The sequence below is a fragment of the Tolypothrix sp. PCC 7601 genome, from assembly GCF_025677855.1.
In the GTDB taxonomy this organism is placed as follows: Bacteria; Cyanobacteriota; Cyanobacteriia; order Cyanobacteriales; family Nostocaceae; genus Aulosira; species Aulosira diplosiphon.
The window spans coordinates 809,860-825,246 of the sequence record NZ_CP064879.1 but is presented as its reverse complement, the minus strand read 5'-3'; the positions used below and the strand labels follow the sequence as shown (position 1 = coordinate 825,246).

Sequence of the window (15,387 nt, the reverse complement as noted above, 5' to 3'; positions counted from 1 at the left end):
GGTAATGGGGACTGGGGACTGGGGGAAATAACCATTACCAATTACCAATTACCAATTACCAATTACCAATTACCAATTAAAAAATTACTTTTGTACAGACGCGATTAATCGCGTCTCTCCGCTCTTGATAAAAATTTATTTATGAATCTACCACCACAGTCACCATCAGAACAGTTTTTAACTTTGGAAGAATCAGCAAAAGTAGACGCAGCTTTGTTGTCTTCTCCAGAAAAATTTTTAACAAGATTAACAATTTCATCCCTAAAGCTTTTAAAGCATATTGCCAAAGAATATGGTGTTGCTATTGAAGATTTAACAACATCACAAGTAATAGCTTGGTTTGAAAAAGATAGTAAAACTAGGCGAGAACAGGGGATTGAAGCTTCTTTTTTAAAGTGGTAAAGCTTTATATAAAAAATATTATACCACTTCCAGAAAAGAATGAAACAGATGCTTAGGGTTGGTTGTAGCTTGCTTCCCCGTGCTGGTACGGAGTGAAACCCAACAATTACAAAGCCGAATCAAATATTTGCTGGGCGGTTAAATTGAGTTGGGGTAAAGTGGGAGAAACAATTAAGTTATTACCAGTAAATGGGGTCATTTGATATTCCTCATCTACTAATTCACACACAAAAATAGTAGGCTTTTTAGGATTACCAATAAATTTTTTACCACCTAAAGCAGCATAATCTAAAATCCAGTATTCGGGAATACCCATTTCCTCGTAGTCTCCAAATTTATCATGATAATCATCGCGCCAATTAGTGCTAACAACTTCAATCACTAATGGAACAGATTCAGGTTTAATTACAGTTGATTGCTTCTCCCATAAAGGTTCATTGACCAAATTTTCATGATTTAATAAGATAATGTCTGGAGAGTAGGTAGAATCTCTTGTTTTGACAAATGCTGTTTTGGGTATGCGATAGGGTAAACCCATCTGTAAAAGTTGAAACCCAATTTGCACTGTCAGAAACCCGGTAACATTTTCATGTTTTCCTGTTGGGGGTGGCATCTCAACAATTATTCCTTTATGTAGCTCGTAGCGCTTGCCATCATTGGGATAGCATTCGATAAACTCTTCGTATGTTATGGGTTTGGGTAAGGCTTGAGTCATGTATTATTAAGGTTGATGATAATAGCAGTCATGATGCTTTCGTTTGGTTAGCTTGACTCAATTTTAGCTAATCATCAAGCTGCTTTTTTGCTTGTAATTCGCAATTTTATTTACTCCTGGAACTGCATTTAATTCTTGAGTTGTTTCCAATTCTTTAGGCTTTTGATTGCTTACAAATTAATTATCCCCTTCTCCAGTATCAGAGAAAGGGATAAATTGCTTAGAAAAACCAACCGTAAGAATGTAAACCTTTACCCAAAAGATTCACACCTAAATAGCAAACCCAAACAACAACAAAACCACTAGCAGCTAAAATCGCGGGACGACGACCTTGCCAACCGCGAGTAATTCTAGCGTGAAGATAGGCGGCGAAAACTAACCAAGTAATTAATGCCCAAGTTTCTTTAGGGTCCCAACTCCAGTAAGAACCCCAAGCTTCGTTAGCCCAAACTGCACCCGCAATAATACCAATTGTCAGTAAGGGAAATCCCAAACCAATGATGCGATAGCTGATATTATCTAAAGTTTCCGCAAGGCTAAGACGTTGAGGTGATAGGGGTTCAGTAGATGTAACAGTTTGCGATTGTGGCGCAGTAACTAAATTTAAAACAGCAGTTTTACCGTTACCATTGCTATTACTTTCATAGCGAACAAAACCATTATTTTCTACAGCAGGTGTTTGCGGTTCAGAAACTAATTCACCTGCTTTGTGTAACTTATAGCCATTGCTGCGATAGCCACCAGTCCCAACAGAACTGCCTTGTAGTTGGATATTTTGACCACGAGTCACGATCAGAAAAGCGATCGCTAACAAGGAACCCACCATCAAAGCAGAATAACTCAACATCATTACACTGACGTGCATCATCAGCCAATTTGATTTCAGCGCAGGTACTAAAGGTTCTGACACCTGCATTTGCGATGGTAATGTCAAAGCCGCAAAAGCCGAAATTCCCATAGCCACAGGGGCAGTTACCACTCCTACTAAGCGGCTACGGCTAGAATTTTCGGCAATTAAATGAATAGTGGTAATTCCCCAAGTCAAGAAAAATAGCGATTCATACAAATTGCTGAGTGGGAAATAACCACCTTCTATCCATCTTGCTCCTAATAAAGTAGCTATGCACAAATTAGCGATCGCCATTCCAGCTGTCCCCAAAGCGGCCATAGCTGGAAGATTTGGAAAAGCTGCCCCTGCCCAATACACCAGCATGGTGAGGAATAAGACAGCAAAGGAGGCATTGTCCAGCCAGTTCTGGAGTACAACCAGATTCATAAAGTGTTCTCCCCAGTGGATTCGTTAAAATTATTTTTTCTGACTGTTCTGATCCTATCTGCTTAGAGCGTATTGGGTCATAGGTTTTTCAAAAGTCAAAGTTATAGGGCATGGGGCATTGGGCATGGGGCATGGGGCATTGGGTAATTGGTAATGGGGTTGGGTATTGGGTGTTTGCCGTTTGTTATTTTCCCTAATCCCCAATCCCCATTACCCCTTATCCCCAGAGGGGGCCCCGAGTTCCCCAGTCCCCAATCCCCTACGAATGCTCCACCTTTTTGAGTGCAAAGAAAATATCATACCGACTACTGCGATTATCACTAACAGCAGTTGTCACGCCAATGGAACGGGTTGCGCCTAACCAAGTTTGTTGATTGGGAATTATATTCGGTAGCGGAAAATTTTTCGCTGTTTGTTCAACATCTAAGAAAAATTGCCCATTTGTTGGGTTCGGTTCTGTGGGTACAGTTTGTTGGAAAGGAATTGTACTAGCTAATGTATTGGTAGGTTTGGGAACGATTTTATCGGCAATGGGCGCACCGAAGATGAAAAACGCCACATCTCCATCTAACCAGCCGTGGGTAGCAGTTAAGGTTCCATAAGGTGCAACCCAGTTGGTAACGGGTTTACCTGCAACCGATGCTGGTTGGATTGTGAATTGGTATTGAGTTTTCATCACGTCATCGAGCTGTTTTAAGGATGCTTCCGCCAAATTGCGATCGCTTGCTTTGACCATAAACAGCAATCCAGCGCGAAAATCTGCTGTTGAACTATCTTTTGGGGTGTTGGGAATAACTGATAAAGAAAATTCACCCTTCATCCACCGCAGTAAATCCCGATCCAAATCCAAATTAATTAGGGACTTCACTCCACTTCGCAGTTGTTCTGGCATGATTGGCGATAGGGGATTTCCTTGGGATGTTAAAGCGTAGTCTGCCCAAAAACGCTGTAAGTTACCGCCAGAAAGCATCATTAAGGTTTCTGCTGGTACCATGCTTTGCATTCTCCCAGCCTTATTTTCCACTGCCAGCACTCGCTGACTATTCGGGTTCAGCCAAGAAACACCTTTTAAACGTATCCCTTGGGCTTCTAATTGAATTGTCCCTGCCAAGCCTTGGTTATTTTGCAGCTGCGCTAAAACTTGGGCTGGTAACTGACGATTTGGCGCAGCTGCAGCTATCCTAGCAGCCGTTGGCACATTGACATAAAACTGAGCAAAAGGCTGATAACTAGCAATTTTGGGAAAATTATCGGCAAATCCACCTGTTGTAGCTAAAGAAGTTTTATTTTTGTAAGCATCAATAGCTCGTTCTGTAGCTTTGGGATCATCGGCGATTACCAAGTACCGCCCATCTAAGACTGTAGCTGAGAGGTTTCCACTCGTTTGTCCATCGGTTTGCTTGATAGGGAAACCTTGATATGTGCGGTCAATCCACTTACCTTGTTTTAAGCTTTTAGGTTGTGCCAAAAGGCTTTGAGCCTGTTCTGGGTTTTTTACAGGCAGAACCATTACCATTGACTGCTGACTGCTAGTAGGCTCAGGATTAGTAGAAACTGGCTTTGGTGGTGGTTGAGTAGCTTGGGGTGCGAGAATGGCGATTGTTACCTCATTACCTACCCAAGGCTGAATATCTTTCTGGAAGTCATAACCATTATTAGTCAGAAAGCGATCGCGCAACTTCACTAAATTTTTATCTATTTCTGCTTGGGTTTCTTTTGTCCCATACTGCCGCAATTGCTGCCATTGTTTAGGATCTGTGGTGAGAGAAACCGCAAACAGAGCATCTTGAGGAATAATAGTTGCACCTACTGGTAAATCTTTAGAAAATATTTGCCCCTGGGTTAATAGCCAGTATGCTGCACTCCCGCCAACAATTAACAACCCAGCAGCCGAAAGCGTCAGCACCAGAGACGGTTTCTTAATTTTTTTCTTCATCGCAACAGACACATTAGGCAGTACCATCGAGACCCATACCTCATACTTGCGAACTCATTACTTGATTTGCCAAGTAAACCAAAAGCTGAGACATTCTTGAGGGCAGCTAATTATCTTAATTTGTCCACCCTGAACATTTATCAGCCTTTGTTGATCAACTTTTCCCAGTATGTCAAAAGCACTGTTTTGCTGGTTAGTTAGCTTTGCTAACACATTTTATTAACACACTTTAGTTGATTTTGCTGGACAATACCAAAGTCGCTCTGTTACCCCAAGCGTTATGAGGATATAACTAACTTGACACAGCTGCAAGTCAGTTGCTTCTACTGTGCCATCGCCGCGATCGCGGCGATTTACTAATCTCTAACCCCCAATCCCGAATGGCACTAAGAAAAGCTGAAAGCTCGTCTGGGCAGGGTGTAGGGGGCAGGGTGTAGGGTGTAGGGGGAAATGCGCGAAAACCAAATATCGAGTACGAACATAAATATTTTCCTTATTCACTACACCCCACACCCCACACCCCACACCCAAAAGCCTTATAGGTAATGGGTTTGGCGTTATCTTAGTGCCATTCCCCCCAATCCCCAAGAAGCTATAAATTAGTCAACATCCGTACTTTTCTGCTCATAAACGTCAAGAAACTTTCTTTTTGAGCAATAATTTCTGCCTTGACTTCCATTCCTGGTTGAATGGGATAAGAGCGATCGCCTTTTTTTAAATCCAGTTTTTCCGGTTCTATAGTTACCTCATAGTAAGGCGCAGTTGTAGCTATAGCATTATTTTGAGCGGTAATCGCATCGGCACTGATACTCCTCACAGCACCAGCCAAAATCCCATAATCTGGGTAAGGATAAGCGGAAATTCGCATTTGTACTCTACCTTCTTGGCAAGCTGTAACTGGTTGCACTTTACAGACTTTGACGTTACCAATATCTTCAACACTGACGTTAGCTTTAACCACCAAAGGAGCCTCAGAAGGAGCAACTTGTGCGATTACCTCTCCTGCACTCACTAACTGCTGAGGATTTCGCAATTCCAACTTCAAAATCGTACCTTTATCAGGAGAACGAATGATAGTTGCTTGCTGTTGTTTATCTATTTGTTTTAATTCTTTTTTACCGTTGTCAATGATATTTTTAATTTCGATTTTCAGCTGGAGCAGACCATTTTTTTCTTGCTGCAAGCTTGCCAAACTTCCATCACCAGCAGCACGTTCTTGAGCAATTTTTGCTTCTACAACTGTTAACACAGCATTACTAGGATTGGTGGCGGCTACTGCTGGTTTGTATTTGCTAGTAGCTGCGGCTACAGCTTGTTGTTGCCTTTCAATGACTTGCTTTTGAGCTTCTACTGCCGCTTTTTGGGATAATAAAGTTTGTTCCTGCTGTTCTAGTGCTAGTTGCACCTGTTCCAATTGATTGTGAGAAATTGATCCAGATTTAGCAAGACCGAGATAGTAATCGCGCTTCAGTTTAGCAGCTTTCCATGCTGCTTCTGTCGCTTTCACATTCGCTTGCATTGATTTCAAATCAAATTCTGCTTTTTGTAATTCATTTTGAGCAATTTTAATATTTGCCCTAACTTCGTCTAGTTGACCGCTAGATGAAACTTTAGTTTGCTGATATTCTCTTTCTGTATGTTGCAATTCTGCTGTTGCACCTGCGATCGCCTTTTTATTTCGCTCTGTTTCTGCAGTTATTTGCCTATCGACAGCACGAATTTGAGCATCCAATTGCATTAGTTGCATTTCATTCTGCTGGATATTCGCTAGAACTTGACTTTTTTTAATTTGGATTTCGCTATCATCAATAGTGGCAATAATATCTCCTTTATTTACCACCTGATTCTCTCTCACCAGAATTCTTCTCACAGTTCCTTCTGATGCTGATTGGACTAAACGTATTTCTCCAGCAGGACGAACAGTTGCAGGTGCCTTGACAGTTACTTGATATTGAATAACCGCAGATAAAATCACCGATGTGGCAACAGATCCAATTAAAAGCTTCCCTCCTACTTTTACCCAACGAGTTGTATGAGGTAAAACTTCGTTTGTTTGAATTACATCTAATAAAAGAGGAGTATCTTCTTGGAGTAGTGTTCCTGGCTTCGGCAATGCAGCACTTTTTTGAAAATCAAAAATTTCAGAACTAGATAGTTGTTGCTGAGGAATAATCTTATTAATTAAACCAGGCGCTAACTGAGTATAGCCTTTCTCAACCAAGCGAATCGAGTCTCTTAGTTCTTCTGGGGATGCGTCTTTTAATATATAACCACAGGCTCCTGCATTGAGCGATGCGTTAATATATTGATGCTTGTCATAACCACTTAATACCAAAATTTTCGTCTTCGGAAATCTTTCACTAATAATCCTTGTCGCATTAATACCATCCATTTCAGGCATTTCCATATCGATGAGCACGACATCTGGATGTAAGTTAGCGACTTTTATAATTGCAGCTTTTCCATTCTCTGCAACTCCTACTACTTCTAAATCTGTTTCTTTTTCAATCAATGACCTTAAATACTCTCGAATAGTTTCTTGGTCATCTACTAGCAGAACTCTAATCATATATTTGTTTGTTCAATAAATATTTTGCTAGTCAATATATAATTGTATTTTTGTAATATTTCTATAAAAATAAGACTAGACACCCATTAGATCAACATCGTAAAGCTTGACTCATACTCTATAGTATTAGCCTTATTTAAATATTTTTAATATCCTCTTGAAAGCAAAATTTCTAGCTAATAAAGTATCACTTCAAATTTTATGTTCAACTTTTGGAATTTACTAGTAATTTATTTAAACATACAGCTAAGACTTTTAAAAATAAAATTTAACTAATTTTTGACACACACTTTAGGGATAGTACAAGAGTGCTGGAAAATCAAATATCATGTTTTCAGCATCAAAAGTACATCATTCATTATTATTGAAATAGCTATTTTATATAGAAGTGAAAAAGCATCTCACCATTGGAGATTGATGATTTACTCTTCAGCAAAATTTTAAATTTTACTAGTGTAGCTTGATATTAAACACCTGATACTAGGTATAAAAAATATCATGATTTTTATCCTAGCAGCCTCAAAAATATAAATATTAAAAATCAATAGAATCTTGAATCTACAATCAGACTTGATCCCAGCAGTTAATCATAAGTTTTAGATAACCTGTTATCTGACAGAATAGGCACAAATAAAATTATCAGCCATTATTCCAGGCTGATTGAGTTTCTACACAGAATTATTTCCTTAAAGAATAAAAAATCAAAAATGGAAGGAAAGGTGGATGAATTAAGCTCTTTACCAGGCGGCCATTGAGATTTTTTCCCTGCATAGCCATACTAAATCTGGTGAACTCTGCTTTCAGACTTCCCAGCAAAACTTTACAATAAATCAAATTAAATTTGAGCTTTTTTCTAATCTCTAGAATTTAGCTGCATCGGGCCCAAATATTTAGTTAAATAAGGCGAAAAAACTTCGTAAATTAATGTTAGAGGCTGTCCGTGGTGCCAAAACAGATAGTGACGACCCCAAAAAGGCCCATCCACCTCAAAACCAGACTCTAAAGCAGGTGAGTAACCATAGTAAACCCCTTGGACATCTCGATACAACTCTGTACGGAGACGAGCTAAACTTGCCCAAATCGGTAAAGAACGGTTTTGTAAATACTCATCTATATGGCTGGCTTCCCACCAAGAAGTAGCATATGCCAATCTCTGACCAGACGCAGTACGTAACCAAACCTGTCGCCGCAGCCTAGGGCCTGGTACAGCTTGAATTAAATCCGGAGCTGCATCTGAGTCCATACCAATTAACGACATATCAATTACATCAACTTCCGTTGGCTCACCTGTCAGTAACTCTAAATGGCGTGTAGGTGAGCCATCGCCCAAAAGCAGCAATTGCCAAGCTGGTGCTAGCTGAGAGTGGGGCAAACTTTTCCTAATTACGTCCTCTCCACCTTGCCAAATTGGGTTCAGGCGATGCCATGCTGCTGGCAGTGTTAAGTTGTTTGTCGGACTAAAAGTTGCAGTCAATGTTCTTCTTTCTTTACAAAAGTTCACCTATTTCTATGAAAGCATAAAAAACTAGTACCGCTACGCGGAATTTAAAATACGCTATGGGAAGGGCAAAGCGCTACAAAAATTTTCCCCTTACACCAGATTTAGCTCCGATAGTTAAAGGTCAACAGCCGCAAGTTTTTGACCCTTGACTATTGACCTTTGACTTTTTACTATCCACTAAAAAATGCGGATGGCGAGACTCGAACTCGCAAGGCAAAGCCACACGCACCTCAAGCGTGCGCGTATACCAATTCCGCCACATCCGCACGGTTTTTATCACTGAAAATAGAATATAGCATAAATTTTCTGCTAGTGGATACTAGACTGACAGAAATATAGTCACTTCCCAAGAGATATTAAAAGGGGTATGCCAACGTGGGGTACAAAGTAAGCTTGTACAAACCTAATTTCGGGTAAATGCAGCAGGAGACTAACAATAGGAATATTGTTAATCTAGTTAAACCCCCGTAGGCGTTCTCAGCCAAATCCTAGCCTTTGGGAGACTGCCTAAGGGCTGATAGACTCTTCTTGGAGGAGGTTGGGGAATCTCCTGTCATAATTTGAAATAAGGCGGAAAGCATTGTTGCAAGTTGAATGGGAGAGAATGTCAATCTACTGGTACTGATCTCGAAACTAGAAAATGAAGTTTGACAAAATATTAATTGCCAATCGGGGAGAAATCGCCCTTCGCATTCTCCGCGCCTGTGAAGAAATGGGAATTGCGACAGTTGCGGTTCACTCCACTGTTGATCGTAACGCTTTACATGTCCAACTAGCCGATGAAGCGGTTTGCATTGGCGAACCTGCCAGCAGTAAAAGTTATTTGAATATCCCCAATATTATTGCTGCCGCCTTAACACGTAATGCCAGCGCCATTCATCCTGGATATGGCTTTTTAGCAGAAAATGCCCGGTTTGCAGAAATTTGTGCTGACCATCATATTGCCTTTATTGGCCCAACTCCTGAAGCTATACGCTTAATGGGAGATAAATCTACTGCTAAAGAAACGATGTACAAAGCTGGGGTACCTACAGTACCTGGTAGCGATGGCTTAGTCGAATCTGAGCAAGAAGGATTAGCACTTGCCAAAGACATTGGCTATCCAGTCATGATTAAAGCCACAGCAGGTGGTGGTGGCCGGGGTATGCGTTTAGTGCGTTCTGAAAGCGAATTCGTGAAACTTTTTTTGGCTGCTCAAGGTGAAGCGGGTGCAGCTTTTGGTAATTCTGGCGTTTATATAGAAAAATTTATTGAGCGTCCACGCCACATTGAGTTTCAAATTTTGGCGGATAATTACGGCAACGTTATCCACTTAGGTGAACGGGATTGCTCGATTCAGCGCCGAAATCAAAAGCTTTTAGAAGAAGCCCCCAGCCCTGCGCTTGATTCCGACCTGCGAGATAAAATGGGTCAGGCTGCCGTGAAAGCCGCCCAGTTTATTAACTATACCGGAGCTGGTACTATCGAATTTCTTTTGGATAGATCCGGTAAATTCTACTTTATGGAAATGAACACCCGGATTCAGGTGGAACATCCTGTAACAGAGATGATTACGGGAGTGGACTTGGTTGTTGAACAAATCCGGATTGCTCAAGGTGAAAGGCTGAAGCTGACTCAAGACCAAGTAGTTTTAAAGGGTCATGCAATTGAATGCCGAATTAACGCCGAAGATCCTGACCACGATTTCCGCCCTTCACCTGGACGTATTAGCGGCTATCTTCCTCCTGGTGGGCCTGGCGTGCGGATTGATTCCCATGTTTACACTGATTACCAAATTCCACCCTACTACGACTCGCTAATTGGCAAGTTAATTGTTTGGGGGCCAGACCGTCCCACTGCCATTACCCGCATGAAACGGGCATTACGGGAATGTGCCATTACGGGATTGCCTACCACTATTGGGTTTCATCAAAAAATTATGGAAACCCCACAGTTCTTGCAGGGTAATGTTTACACCAATTTTGTGCAGGAGTTGAACGGGTAAGGGATTGGGGACTGGGGACTGGGGACTGGGGATGAGGAGGAAAAGGGAATAATTCATAATTCACACCTAATATGAATTAGAAACGTCTCTTATGCCATAAGGATTTCAAGATTAGTCCACAATCATCGTTTTGTGGCTAGCTACGAAATTATCAGGGTTCAACATTTAATTCTCATTAAACTTAACTCAGCACTCAGTACTGAGCCCTCCCAATGCCCAATGCCCCATGCCCCATGCCCTAACTTAGATGAGAAATCATGGTCAGTAATCCTTGCTGACCAAGCAGAATTTCTCGTAGCAAACTGAAAATCCCAACCCAAATAATGGGTGTGATATCTACTCCCCCAATGGGTGGGACTAGTTTTCGCAACAAAGCTAAAAAAGGTTCAGTGGGCCAAGCTATGAGATTAGTCGGGAACCGATTTAGATCCACTTGCGGATACCAAGTGAGAATGATGCGAAAAATGAACAAAAATATCATCAATCCCAATAAAGGATTGAGAATCCAAGTAGTTAGGTTAACAACAGTCATTAGTTTGAAGTACTATCTGTGAACGCAGAAGCAACCTAGGCAAGATTGCAAAAATTTTAAGCTTTGTAAACCACTCTCTATAATTTTAACCAAATGCTGTTACCTGCTCTTAGAGATGGAAAAGCAAATATCCAGCAGCCCTGAACTTAATTATTTATCAGGGCTGTTGTCCTTTTGTAGCTGATGATTGTGAGGCTTCTCAAGGAAGTAATACACTATTAGAATTATGATGAAGTGTGTAAAAAAAGGTTGAGAACTATGACACCTGCTTTAGCAAATTTTCTTTGGAGTCTGTTGTGGGGTACTCTGATTGTCGTTATCCCTGCGACAGTTGGTTTGATTTTCATTAGCCAAAAAGATAAAATCCAACGTTCATAATCTTGGCGGGGGTCAGCTTGACTCTCATAAACCTTTGTCTGTTGGCTATTTACCTGATTCCACTAAGAGCAGCAATTCCTCTTATAAAGGACAAGATGTACTTAGCTGACAGACAAAAAATTTTTTAGCTTTCGGTGGATAGCTTCAAAGCTTCTTTACCAGTGGCTTTGAAGCTTAAATATATTGTGCTTGATTAGAGTAGTGATTTTAATTGTGACTCGCTAACATAGATTTGATATTGGAAAAATAGCAATGATAAATTTTGGGCTGAACTCAGCCAGTATTCTGGCTCAGGTAAATTTTGGGACAAACTCAGCCAGTATTCTAGGAATTTTCCTGGCTGTGGCTGGGGCAGCACTGTATTTTCTACGGACTGTGCGTCCCGAACTGTCACGAGATCAAGATATCTTTTTTGCAGCAGTAGGCTTACTTTGTGGCTTCATTTTAATCTTCCAAGGTTGGCGATTAGATCCAATTTTGCAATTTGGTCAGCTACTTTTAGTGGGTACAACTGTATTTTTTGCAGTAGAAAGTATTCGCTTACGTAGTATCGCTACCCAGCAAGCCAAGCGCAATACTCCAATTGTGGATGAAGAACGCGAGGTGAGTAATAAATATTCCTATGACAAGCGGCGACGGGGATATCAAGCTGAGGTGGATGATGATTTAGAGCCATTGCCTTATGAGGAAGAGGAACGCCCTGTGCGTCCCCGAATTCGTGCTAGCAGAGACGATCGCTCTTCTCGTGATGATTATTATACAGATCAATCTCCCCGTCGTTCAGAACGTCCCAGCAGTAGTAATGAAAGACAGGACTCAGGGGAAAGAAGCCGTCGCCGCAGTTCCGGCGGGCGTTCTGGGAACCGTCCTGCAGACAGATTGGATGAGGAAAGTTGGGGTTCTGCTTCTAGAGAAGTTGATGATTGGGACAGTTCGGGAAGTGAAGCTAGAAAACCTTCTCGCCGTGGTAATAACACACCGCAGCGTCCAGAAATTCGTGATGAAGATGTCACCCCCAGAACCAGGAAGCGCCGTCCAGTTAATGATTCACCAGCTCGCAGAGAGCGTGAAGATGATGATGCCATACCAACTGATTATGTAGAATACAAACCAATTGGAAGAACAGATGATGATTCTGATAATTCGACCAATTTTGATGATATCTAAAATAGTCAGGGCGATGGAAAATAGTTGAGGTGAAAAAATTTACACCGGGATTTTGGCTCCAACGACCGATTCATTGGAGCCTAGTTTTTAGCTTGGCAACTGTGCTTGTCTCTTGTAGTTCTAGTGATATTCCACTTGGGCCTACGTCCCTCAACAGTCGTTATACAGAGGAGCAACCGACTTTGAGTGGAAATGGGCGCTTTTTAGCGTTTGTATCCAATCGTAACGGTAGTCACCAAATTTTAATTTACGACTTACAAAACCAAAGTTTCATTCGCACCCCAGGCTTAAACCGACCGGAAACCATTGCCGAAAGTCCTAGCTTGAGCTACACAGGGCGCTACATTGTATACCTAACTAGCGACCAAGGCAGACCAGTAGTAGCGCTTTACGATCGCGCTACTCAACAATCACAAATCCTCACCCCAGTCTATCGCGGCTGGGTGAGAAAACCAGGGATCAGCCCCGACGGGCGTTATGTGGTATTTGAAACCGCTAGCCGCGGTCAGTGGGACGTTGAAGTCCTAGACCGGGGGCCAAATATTGAATTAGATATTCCCAATGGTGCAACAGTTGCACCACCTAATTCTCAATAGGGTAAAGCTGGAAAAAGCGATCGCAGGCTTTTTACGCTTCAAAATAAGTCTGTAATTTGTTGACTAGCTTCTTTAAAATCATCAAGGGGATTCAAGAATATTTTTTGGCTAGCCCCAGCCGCGCAATTAAATATTTATGAAACGCTCTATTTTTATATCGGTATTTGCTTGCTCCAGTCTATTGACTGGTTGTTTTGGCTACCCACGCCTTTTGAGTTATCCATTTGATCCTGGGGGTCGCAGTCTCAACAGTTTAGCCTCAGAATTAAATCCTCAAATTGCTAGCAGATATATTGTGTTTACTTCTGACAGAAGGGGCAGTCAAGATGTTTACTTATTTGATCGGATAACTGGCAATTTAGTAGATTTACCAGGTTTAAATTCTTTAGATACCATTGCTTCTCATCCCAGCGTTTCTGAGGATGGCCGTTATGTAGTTTTTGGGGCCAGTCGTCAAGGGCGATCGGCTATTGTACTTTACGACCGAGAAACACGCCAATTGCGGAATTTAACAACAAATCTGCAAGCAGAAGTCCGCAATCCCACAATTAGCGCTGATGGTACTAGGATTGCTTTTGAATCTAGTAATAATGGGCAGTGGGATATTCTAGTTTATGACCGTTTTGGGCAGCCGTTAAATATACCGCAAGATCCAAGGTAATTAATGCTTAGGGGTGTCCTTAGTTATTTGTCATTTGTCATGGGGTAATTGGTAATTGGTAATGGGGTGTGGTGTTTGGTGTTTGTTATTTTCCCTTATCTCCCTCATCTCCCCAATCCCCAATCCTCAGTCCCCAATCCCCAGTACCTAATCCCTAGCCCCTACCTCCTCTTGCACAGATTCAATTAGCGATCGCACTTGTTGGGTACCTTCGGAAGATTCAAAGGAAAGGGGGAATTTACCTCTAGCAATCATCCGCAAGCCGAGGGGTGCTAAACTGAGCAATCCTCGCAAATCGCGAAAATAATTACCGACGACTTGTATACCAAATTGACGTTCATCAATCCAGCCACCTGCTTTTACTAAATCAATTAATACTTTGCGGTGGCGAATTGAACGGCTAGCATCGGCTTGTTTACGAGCGAGTATTTCTTGTTTAATTTTAGTGATTTGCTCTAATGGTGCTACTTCCATCGGGCAAACTGCATCACAATACAAACAACGGGTACAACCCCACACTCCTTTAGTACCTTCGTTGTAATTTTCTAAGCGAGTTTCGGTTGTTTGGTCGCGTGAGTCTGCGACCATGCGGTAAGCTTTGGCTAACGCATGGGGGCCAACAAAATCAGGATTCACTTCACGAGCATTGCATTCTGAGTAGCAAGCTCCACACATAATACAATTACCTGTTTGATCGAGAAGCGATCGCTCTTGTGGCGTTTGCAAAAATTCTCTTTCTGGAACTTGTCTGGCTGCGGTACTCACATAAGGAGTTACTGCTTCTAAGTTATGCCAAAAACTGCCCATATCCACTACTAAATCCTTAATCACTGGCATATTACCAAGTGGTGCGATCGTGATTTCTGGAATTACATTTGCTTCCCTTCCTGGGGATGGAATTTTTGCTAATCTAGCTATTTCGCTGCCAACATTTTCCTTACAAGCTAAAGCCGAACGGCCATTGATTCGCATAGCACAACTACCACAAATCGTATTGCGACAATTTTTGCGGAATGCTAAAGTTCCATCTTGTTCCCACTTAATGCGATTGAGACAATCCAAGATTGTATTGCCAGGTTCTACCTCTAGCAGGTAAGTTTTTACAACAGGAGAGGAATTTTCTTCTTGTCGAATGACCTTAAATAGAATTTCCATTATTACCAACCAAAATTTGAAAATTATCTACTTGCCTGAAAATTCATCACTACAGGCTGGTTACTCTAAAAAACGAGCTATCCTCTTTTGGTTCTTGATTCTAGGCTAGCTGTTAATAGACTGATGATTGAAAACTTAATAATTCTAGTACACAGCCGCAAAATAGAGTACCACCTAAAAACTACTCTTAAGCTACATGATGTAAAGTTTTTGGAAGTTGAATTGCGGAAAAAGTTTTGATAATGAGCCACTATCTTGGGTAAGCTTCCCAGATTTTAACTGATGTTGCTAACTCTGCTTGACCTAGTAGACTTTTCCAGATAAATTTAAAATTCCGCGTAGTAGTAGTTTCAGGATTTGCATTAAAATTTTAGCCCTAGACGCACAGTAGGCTACATTTGTGTCCGACTCTTGACCTAACATCAAAAAACGTAATTGCTACTTTACATTTAATTGACCTGTTGGGCAGTATAGGTAAAAAATGGTTAGCCAGATCAGGACACATGGAAGTTGGC

At 41.4% G+C, this 15,387-nt stretch carries 14 protein-coding genes and 1 tRNA gene; 6 read left to right on the top strand and 9 right to left on the bottom strand.

Annotated features, from left to right (window positions below; all coding sequences use genetic code 11):
* The first annotated feature begins 141 nt into the window (after positions 1-141).
* Positions 142-402, top strand: a complete 261-nt coding sequence (locus HG267_RS03335; protein ID WP_045874398.1) for a hypothetical protein — start codon at positions 142-144, stop codon at positions 400-402.
* 106 nt (positions 403-508) lie between these two features.
* Here HG267_RS03335 and HG267_RS03330 read toward each other — a convergent pair whose 3' ends face one another.
* From HG267_RS03330 to HG267_RS03300, 7 genes are all read right to left on the bottom strand, one after another.
* Complete coding sequence (locus HG267_RS03330) at positions 509-1,117, bottom strand: Uma2 family endonuclease (RefSeq protein WP_045874397.1); 609 nt, start codon at positions 1,115-1,117, stop codon at positions 509-511.
* A gap of 220 nt (positions 1,118-1,337) precedes the next feature.
* A complete protein-coding gene (gene ccsB / locus HG267_RS03325) occupies positions 1,338-2,393 on the bottom strand; it encodes a c-type cytochrome biogenesis protein CcsB (RefSeq protein WP_045874396.1) in 1,056 nt (351 codons plus the stop codon).
* Positions 2,394-2,447: 54 nt separating this feature from the next.
* A complete protein-coding gene (locus tag HG267_RS03320) occupies positions 2,448-2,597 on the bottom strand; it encodes a hypothetical protein (protein ID WP_155539657.1) in 150 nt (49 codons plus the stop codon).
* A gap of 55 nt (positions 2,598-2,652) precedes the next feature.
* Positions 2,653-4,356 carry a DUF3352 domain-containing protein gene (locus HG267_RS03315; RefSeq protein ID WP_194007739.1) on the bottom strand — a complete coding sequence of 568 codons (1,704 nt, stop codon included), beginning with the start codon at positions 4,354-4,356 and terminating at the stop codon, positions 2,653-2,655.
* 565 nt (positions 4,357-4,921) lie between these two features.
* On the bottom strand, positions 4,922-6,898 hold the full coding sequence (locus HG267_RS03310; RefSeq protein WP_081584159.1) for a response regulator: 1,977 nt from the start codon (positions 6,896-6,898) through the stop codon (positions 4,922-4,924).
* An 853-nt stretch (positions 6,899-7,751) separates the two neighbouring features.
* Positions 7,752-8,372 carry a chorismate lyase gene (locus HG267_RS03305; protein WP_045874395.1) on the bottom strand — a complete coding sequence of 207 codons (621 nt, stop codon included), beginning with the start codon at positions 8,370-8,372 and terminating at the stop codon, positions 7,752-7,754.
* A 212-nt stretch (positions 8,373-8,584) separates the two neighbouring features.
* A tRNA-Leu gene (locus HG267_RS03300) sits at positions 8,585-8,665 on the bottom strand.
* A 374-nt stretch (positions 8,666-9,039) separates the two neighbouring features.
* Between HG267_RS03300 and accC the strand changes: the two genes are divergently transcribed.
* Positions 9,040-10,383: an acetyl-CoA carboxylase biotin carboxylase subunit gene (gene accC / locus HG267_RS03295; protein WP_045874394.1), complete on the top strand. Its 1,344-nt coding sequence runs from the start codon at positions 9,040-9,042 to the stop codon at positions 10,381-10,383.
* 238 nt (positions 10,384-10,621) lie between these two features.
* On the opposite strand, the gene HG267_RS03290 is transcribed toward accC, so the two are convergent.
* Positions 10,622-10,915, bottom strand: a complete 294-nt coding sequence (locus HG267_RS03290) for a YggT family protein (protein ID WP_045874393.1) — start codon at positions 10,913-10,915, stop codon at positions 10,622-10,624.
* A 258-nt stretch (positions 10,916-11,173) separates the two neighbouring features.
* Between HG267_RS03290 and psbX the strand changes: the two genes are divergently transcribed.
* The 4 genes from psbX (at position 11,174) to HG267_RS03270 (ending at position 13,717) form a co-directional block, all read left to right on the top strand.
* On the top strand, positions 11,174-11,293 hold the full coding sequence (gene psbX, locus HG267_RS03285; protein ID WP_045874392.1) for a photosystem II reaction center X protein: 120 nt from the start codon (positions 11,174-11,176) through the stop codon (positions 11,291-11,293).
* 252 nt (positions 11,294-11,545) lie between these two features.
* A complete protein-coding gene (locus HG267_RS03280) occupies positions 11,546-12,460 on the top strand; it encodes a Ycf66 family protein (RefSeq protein ID WP_045874391.1) in 915 nt (304 codons plus the stop codon).
* Positions 12,461-12,489: 29 nt separating this feature from the next.
* A complete protein-coding gene (locus tag HG267_RS03275) occupies positions 12,490-13,056 on the top strand; it encodes a TolB family protein (protein ID WP_045874390.1) in 567 nt (188 codons plus the stop codon).
* Positions 13,057-13,192: 136 nt separating this feature from the next.
* Positions 13,193-13,717: a TolB family protein gene (locus tag HG267_RS03270; RefSeq protein WP_045874389.1), complete on the top strand. Its 525-nt coding sequence runs from the start codon at positions 13,193-13,195 to the stop codon at positions 13,715-13,717.
* A gap of 147 nt (positions 13,718-13,864) precedes the next feature.
* Here the strand turns inward: HG267_RS03270 and HG267_RS03265 are convergent, their stop codons facing one another.
* The gene (locus HG267_RS03265) at positions 13,865-14,872 is read right to left on the bottom strand and encodes a succinate dehydrogenase/fumarate reductase iron-sulfur subunit (RefSeq protein ID WP_045874388.1); all 1,008 of its coding nucleotides are present in this window, start codon (positions 14,870-14,872) and stop codon (positions 13,865-13,867) included.
* Positions 14,873-15,387 lie beyond the last annotated feature (515 nt).

Coding starts and splice junctions, on each gene's coding strand:
- HG267_RS03290 (WP_045874393.1), bottom strand. CDS start 10,915: ATGACTGTTGTTAACCTAACTACTTGGATTCTCAATCCTTTATTGGGA.
- psbX (WP_045874392.1), top strand. CDS start 11,174: ATGACACCTGCTTTAGCAAATTTTCTTTGGAGTCTGTTGTGGGGTACT.
- HG267_RS03265 (WP_045874388.1), bottom strand. CDS start 14,872: ATGGAAATTCTATTTAAGGTCATTCGACAAGAAGAAAATTCCTCTCCT.
- HG267_RS03335 (WP_045874398.1), top strand. CDS start 142: ATGAATCTACCACCACAGTCACCATCAGAACAGTTTTTAACTTTGGAA.
- ccsB (WP_045874396.1), bottom strand. CDS start 2,393: ATGAATCTGGTTGTACTCCAGAACTGGCTGGACAATGCCTCCTTTGCT.
- HG267_RS03330 (WP_045874397.1), bottom strand. CDS start 1,117: ATGACTCAAGCCTTACCCAAACCCATAACATACGAAGAGTTTATCGAA.
- accC (WP_045874394.1), top strand. CDS start 9,040: ATGAAGTTTGACAAAATATTAATTGCCAATCGGGGAGAAATCGCCCTT.
- HG267_RS03280 (WP_045874391.1), top strand. CDS start 11,546: ATGATAAATTTTGGGCTGAACTCAGCCAGTATTCTGGCTCAGGTAAAT.
- HG267_RS03310 (WP_081584159.1), bottom strand. CDS start 6,898: ATGATTAGAGTTCTGCTAGTAGATGACCAAGAAACTATTCGAGAGTAT.
- HG267_RS03270 (WP_045874389.1), top strand. CDS start 13,193: ATGAAACGCTCTATTTTTATATCGGTATTTGCTTGCTCCAGTCTATTG.
- HG267_RS03315 (WP_194007739.1), bottom strand. CDS start 4,356: ATGGTACTGCCTAATGTGTCTGTTGCGATGAAGAAAAAAATTAAGAAA.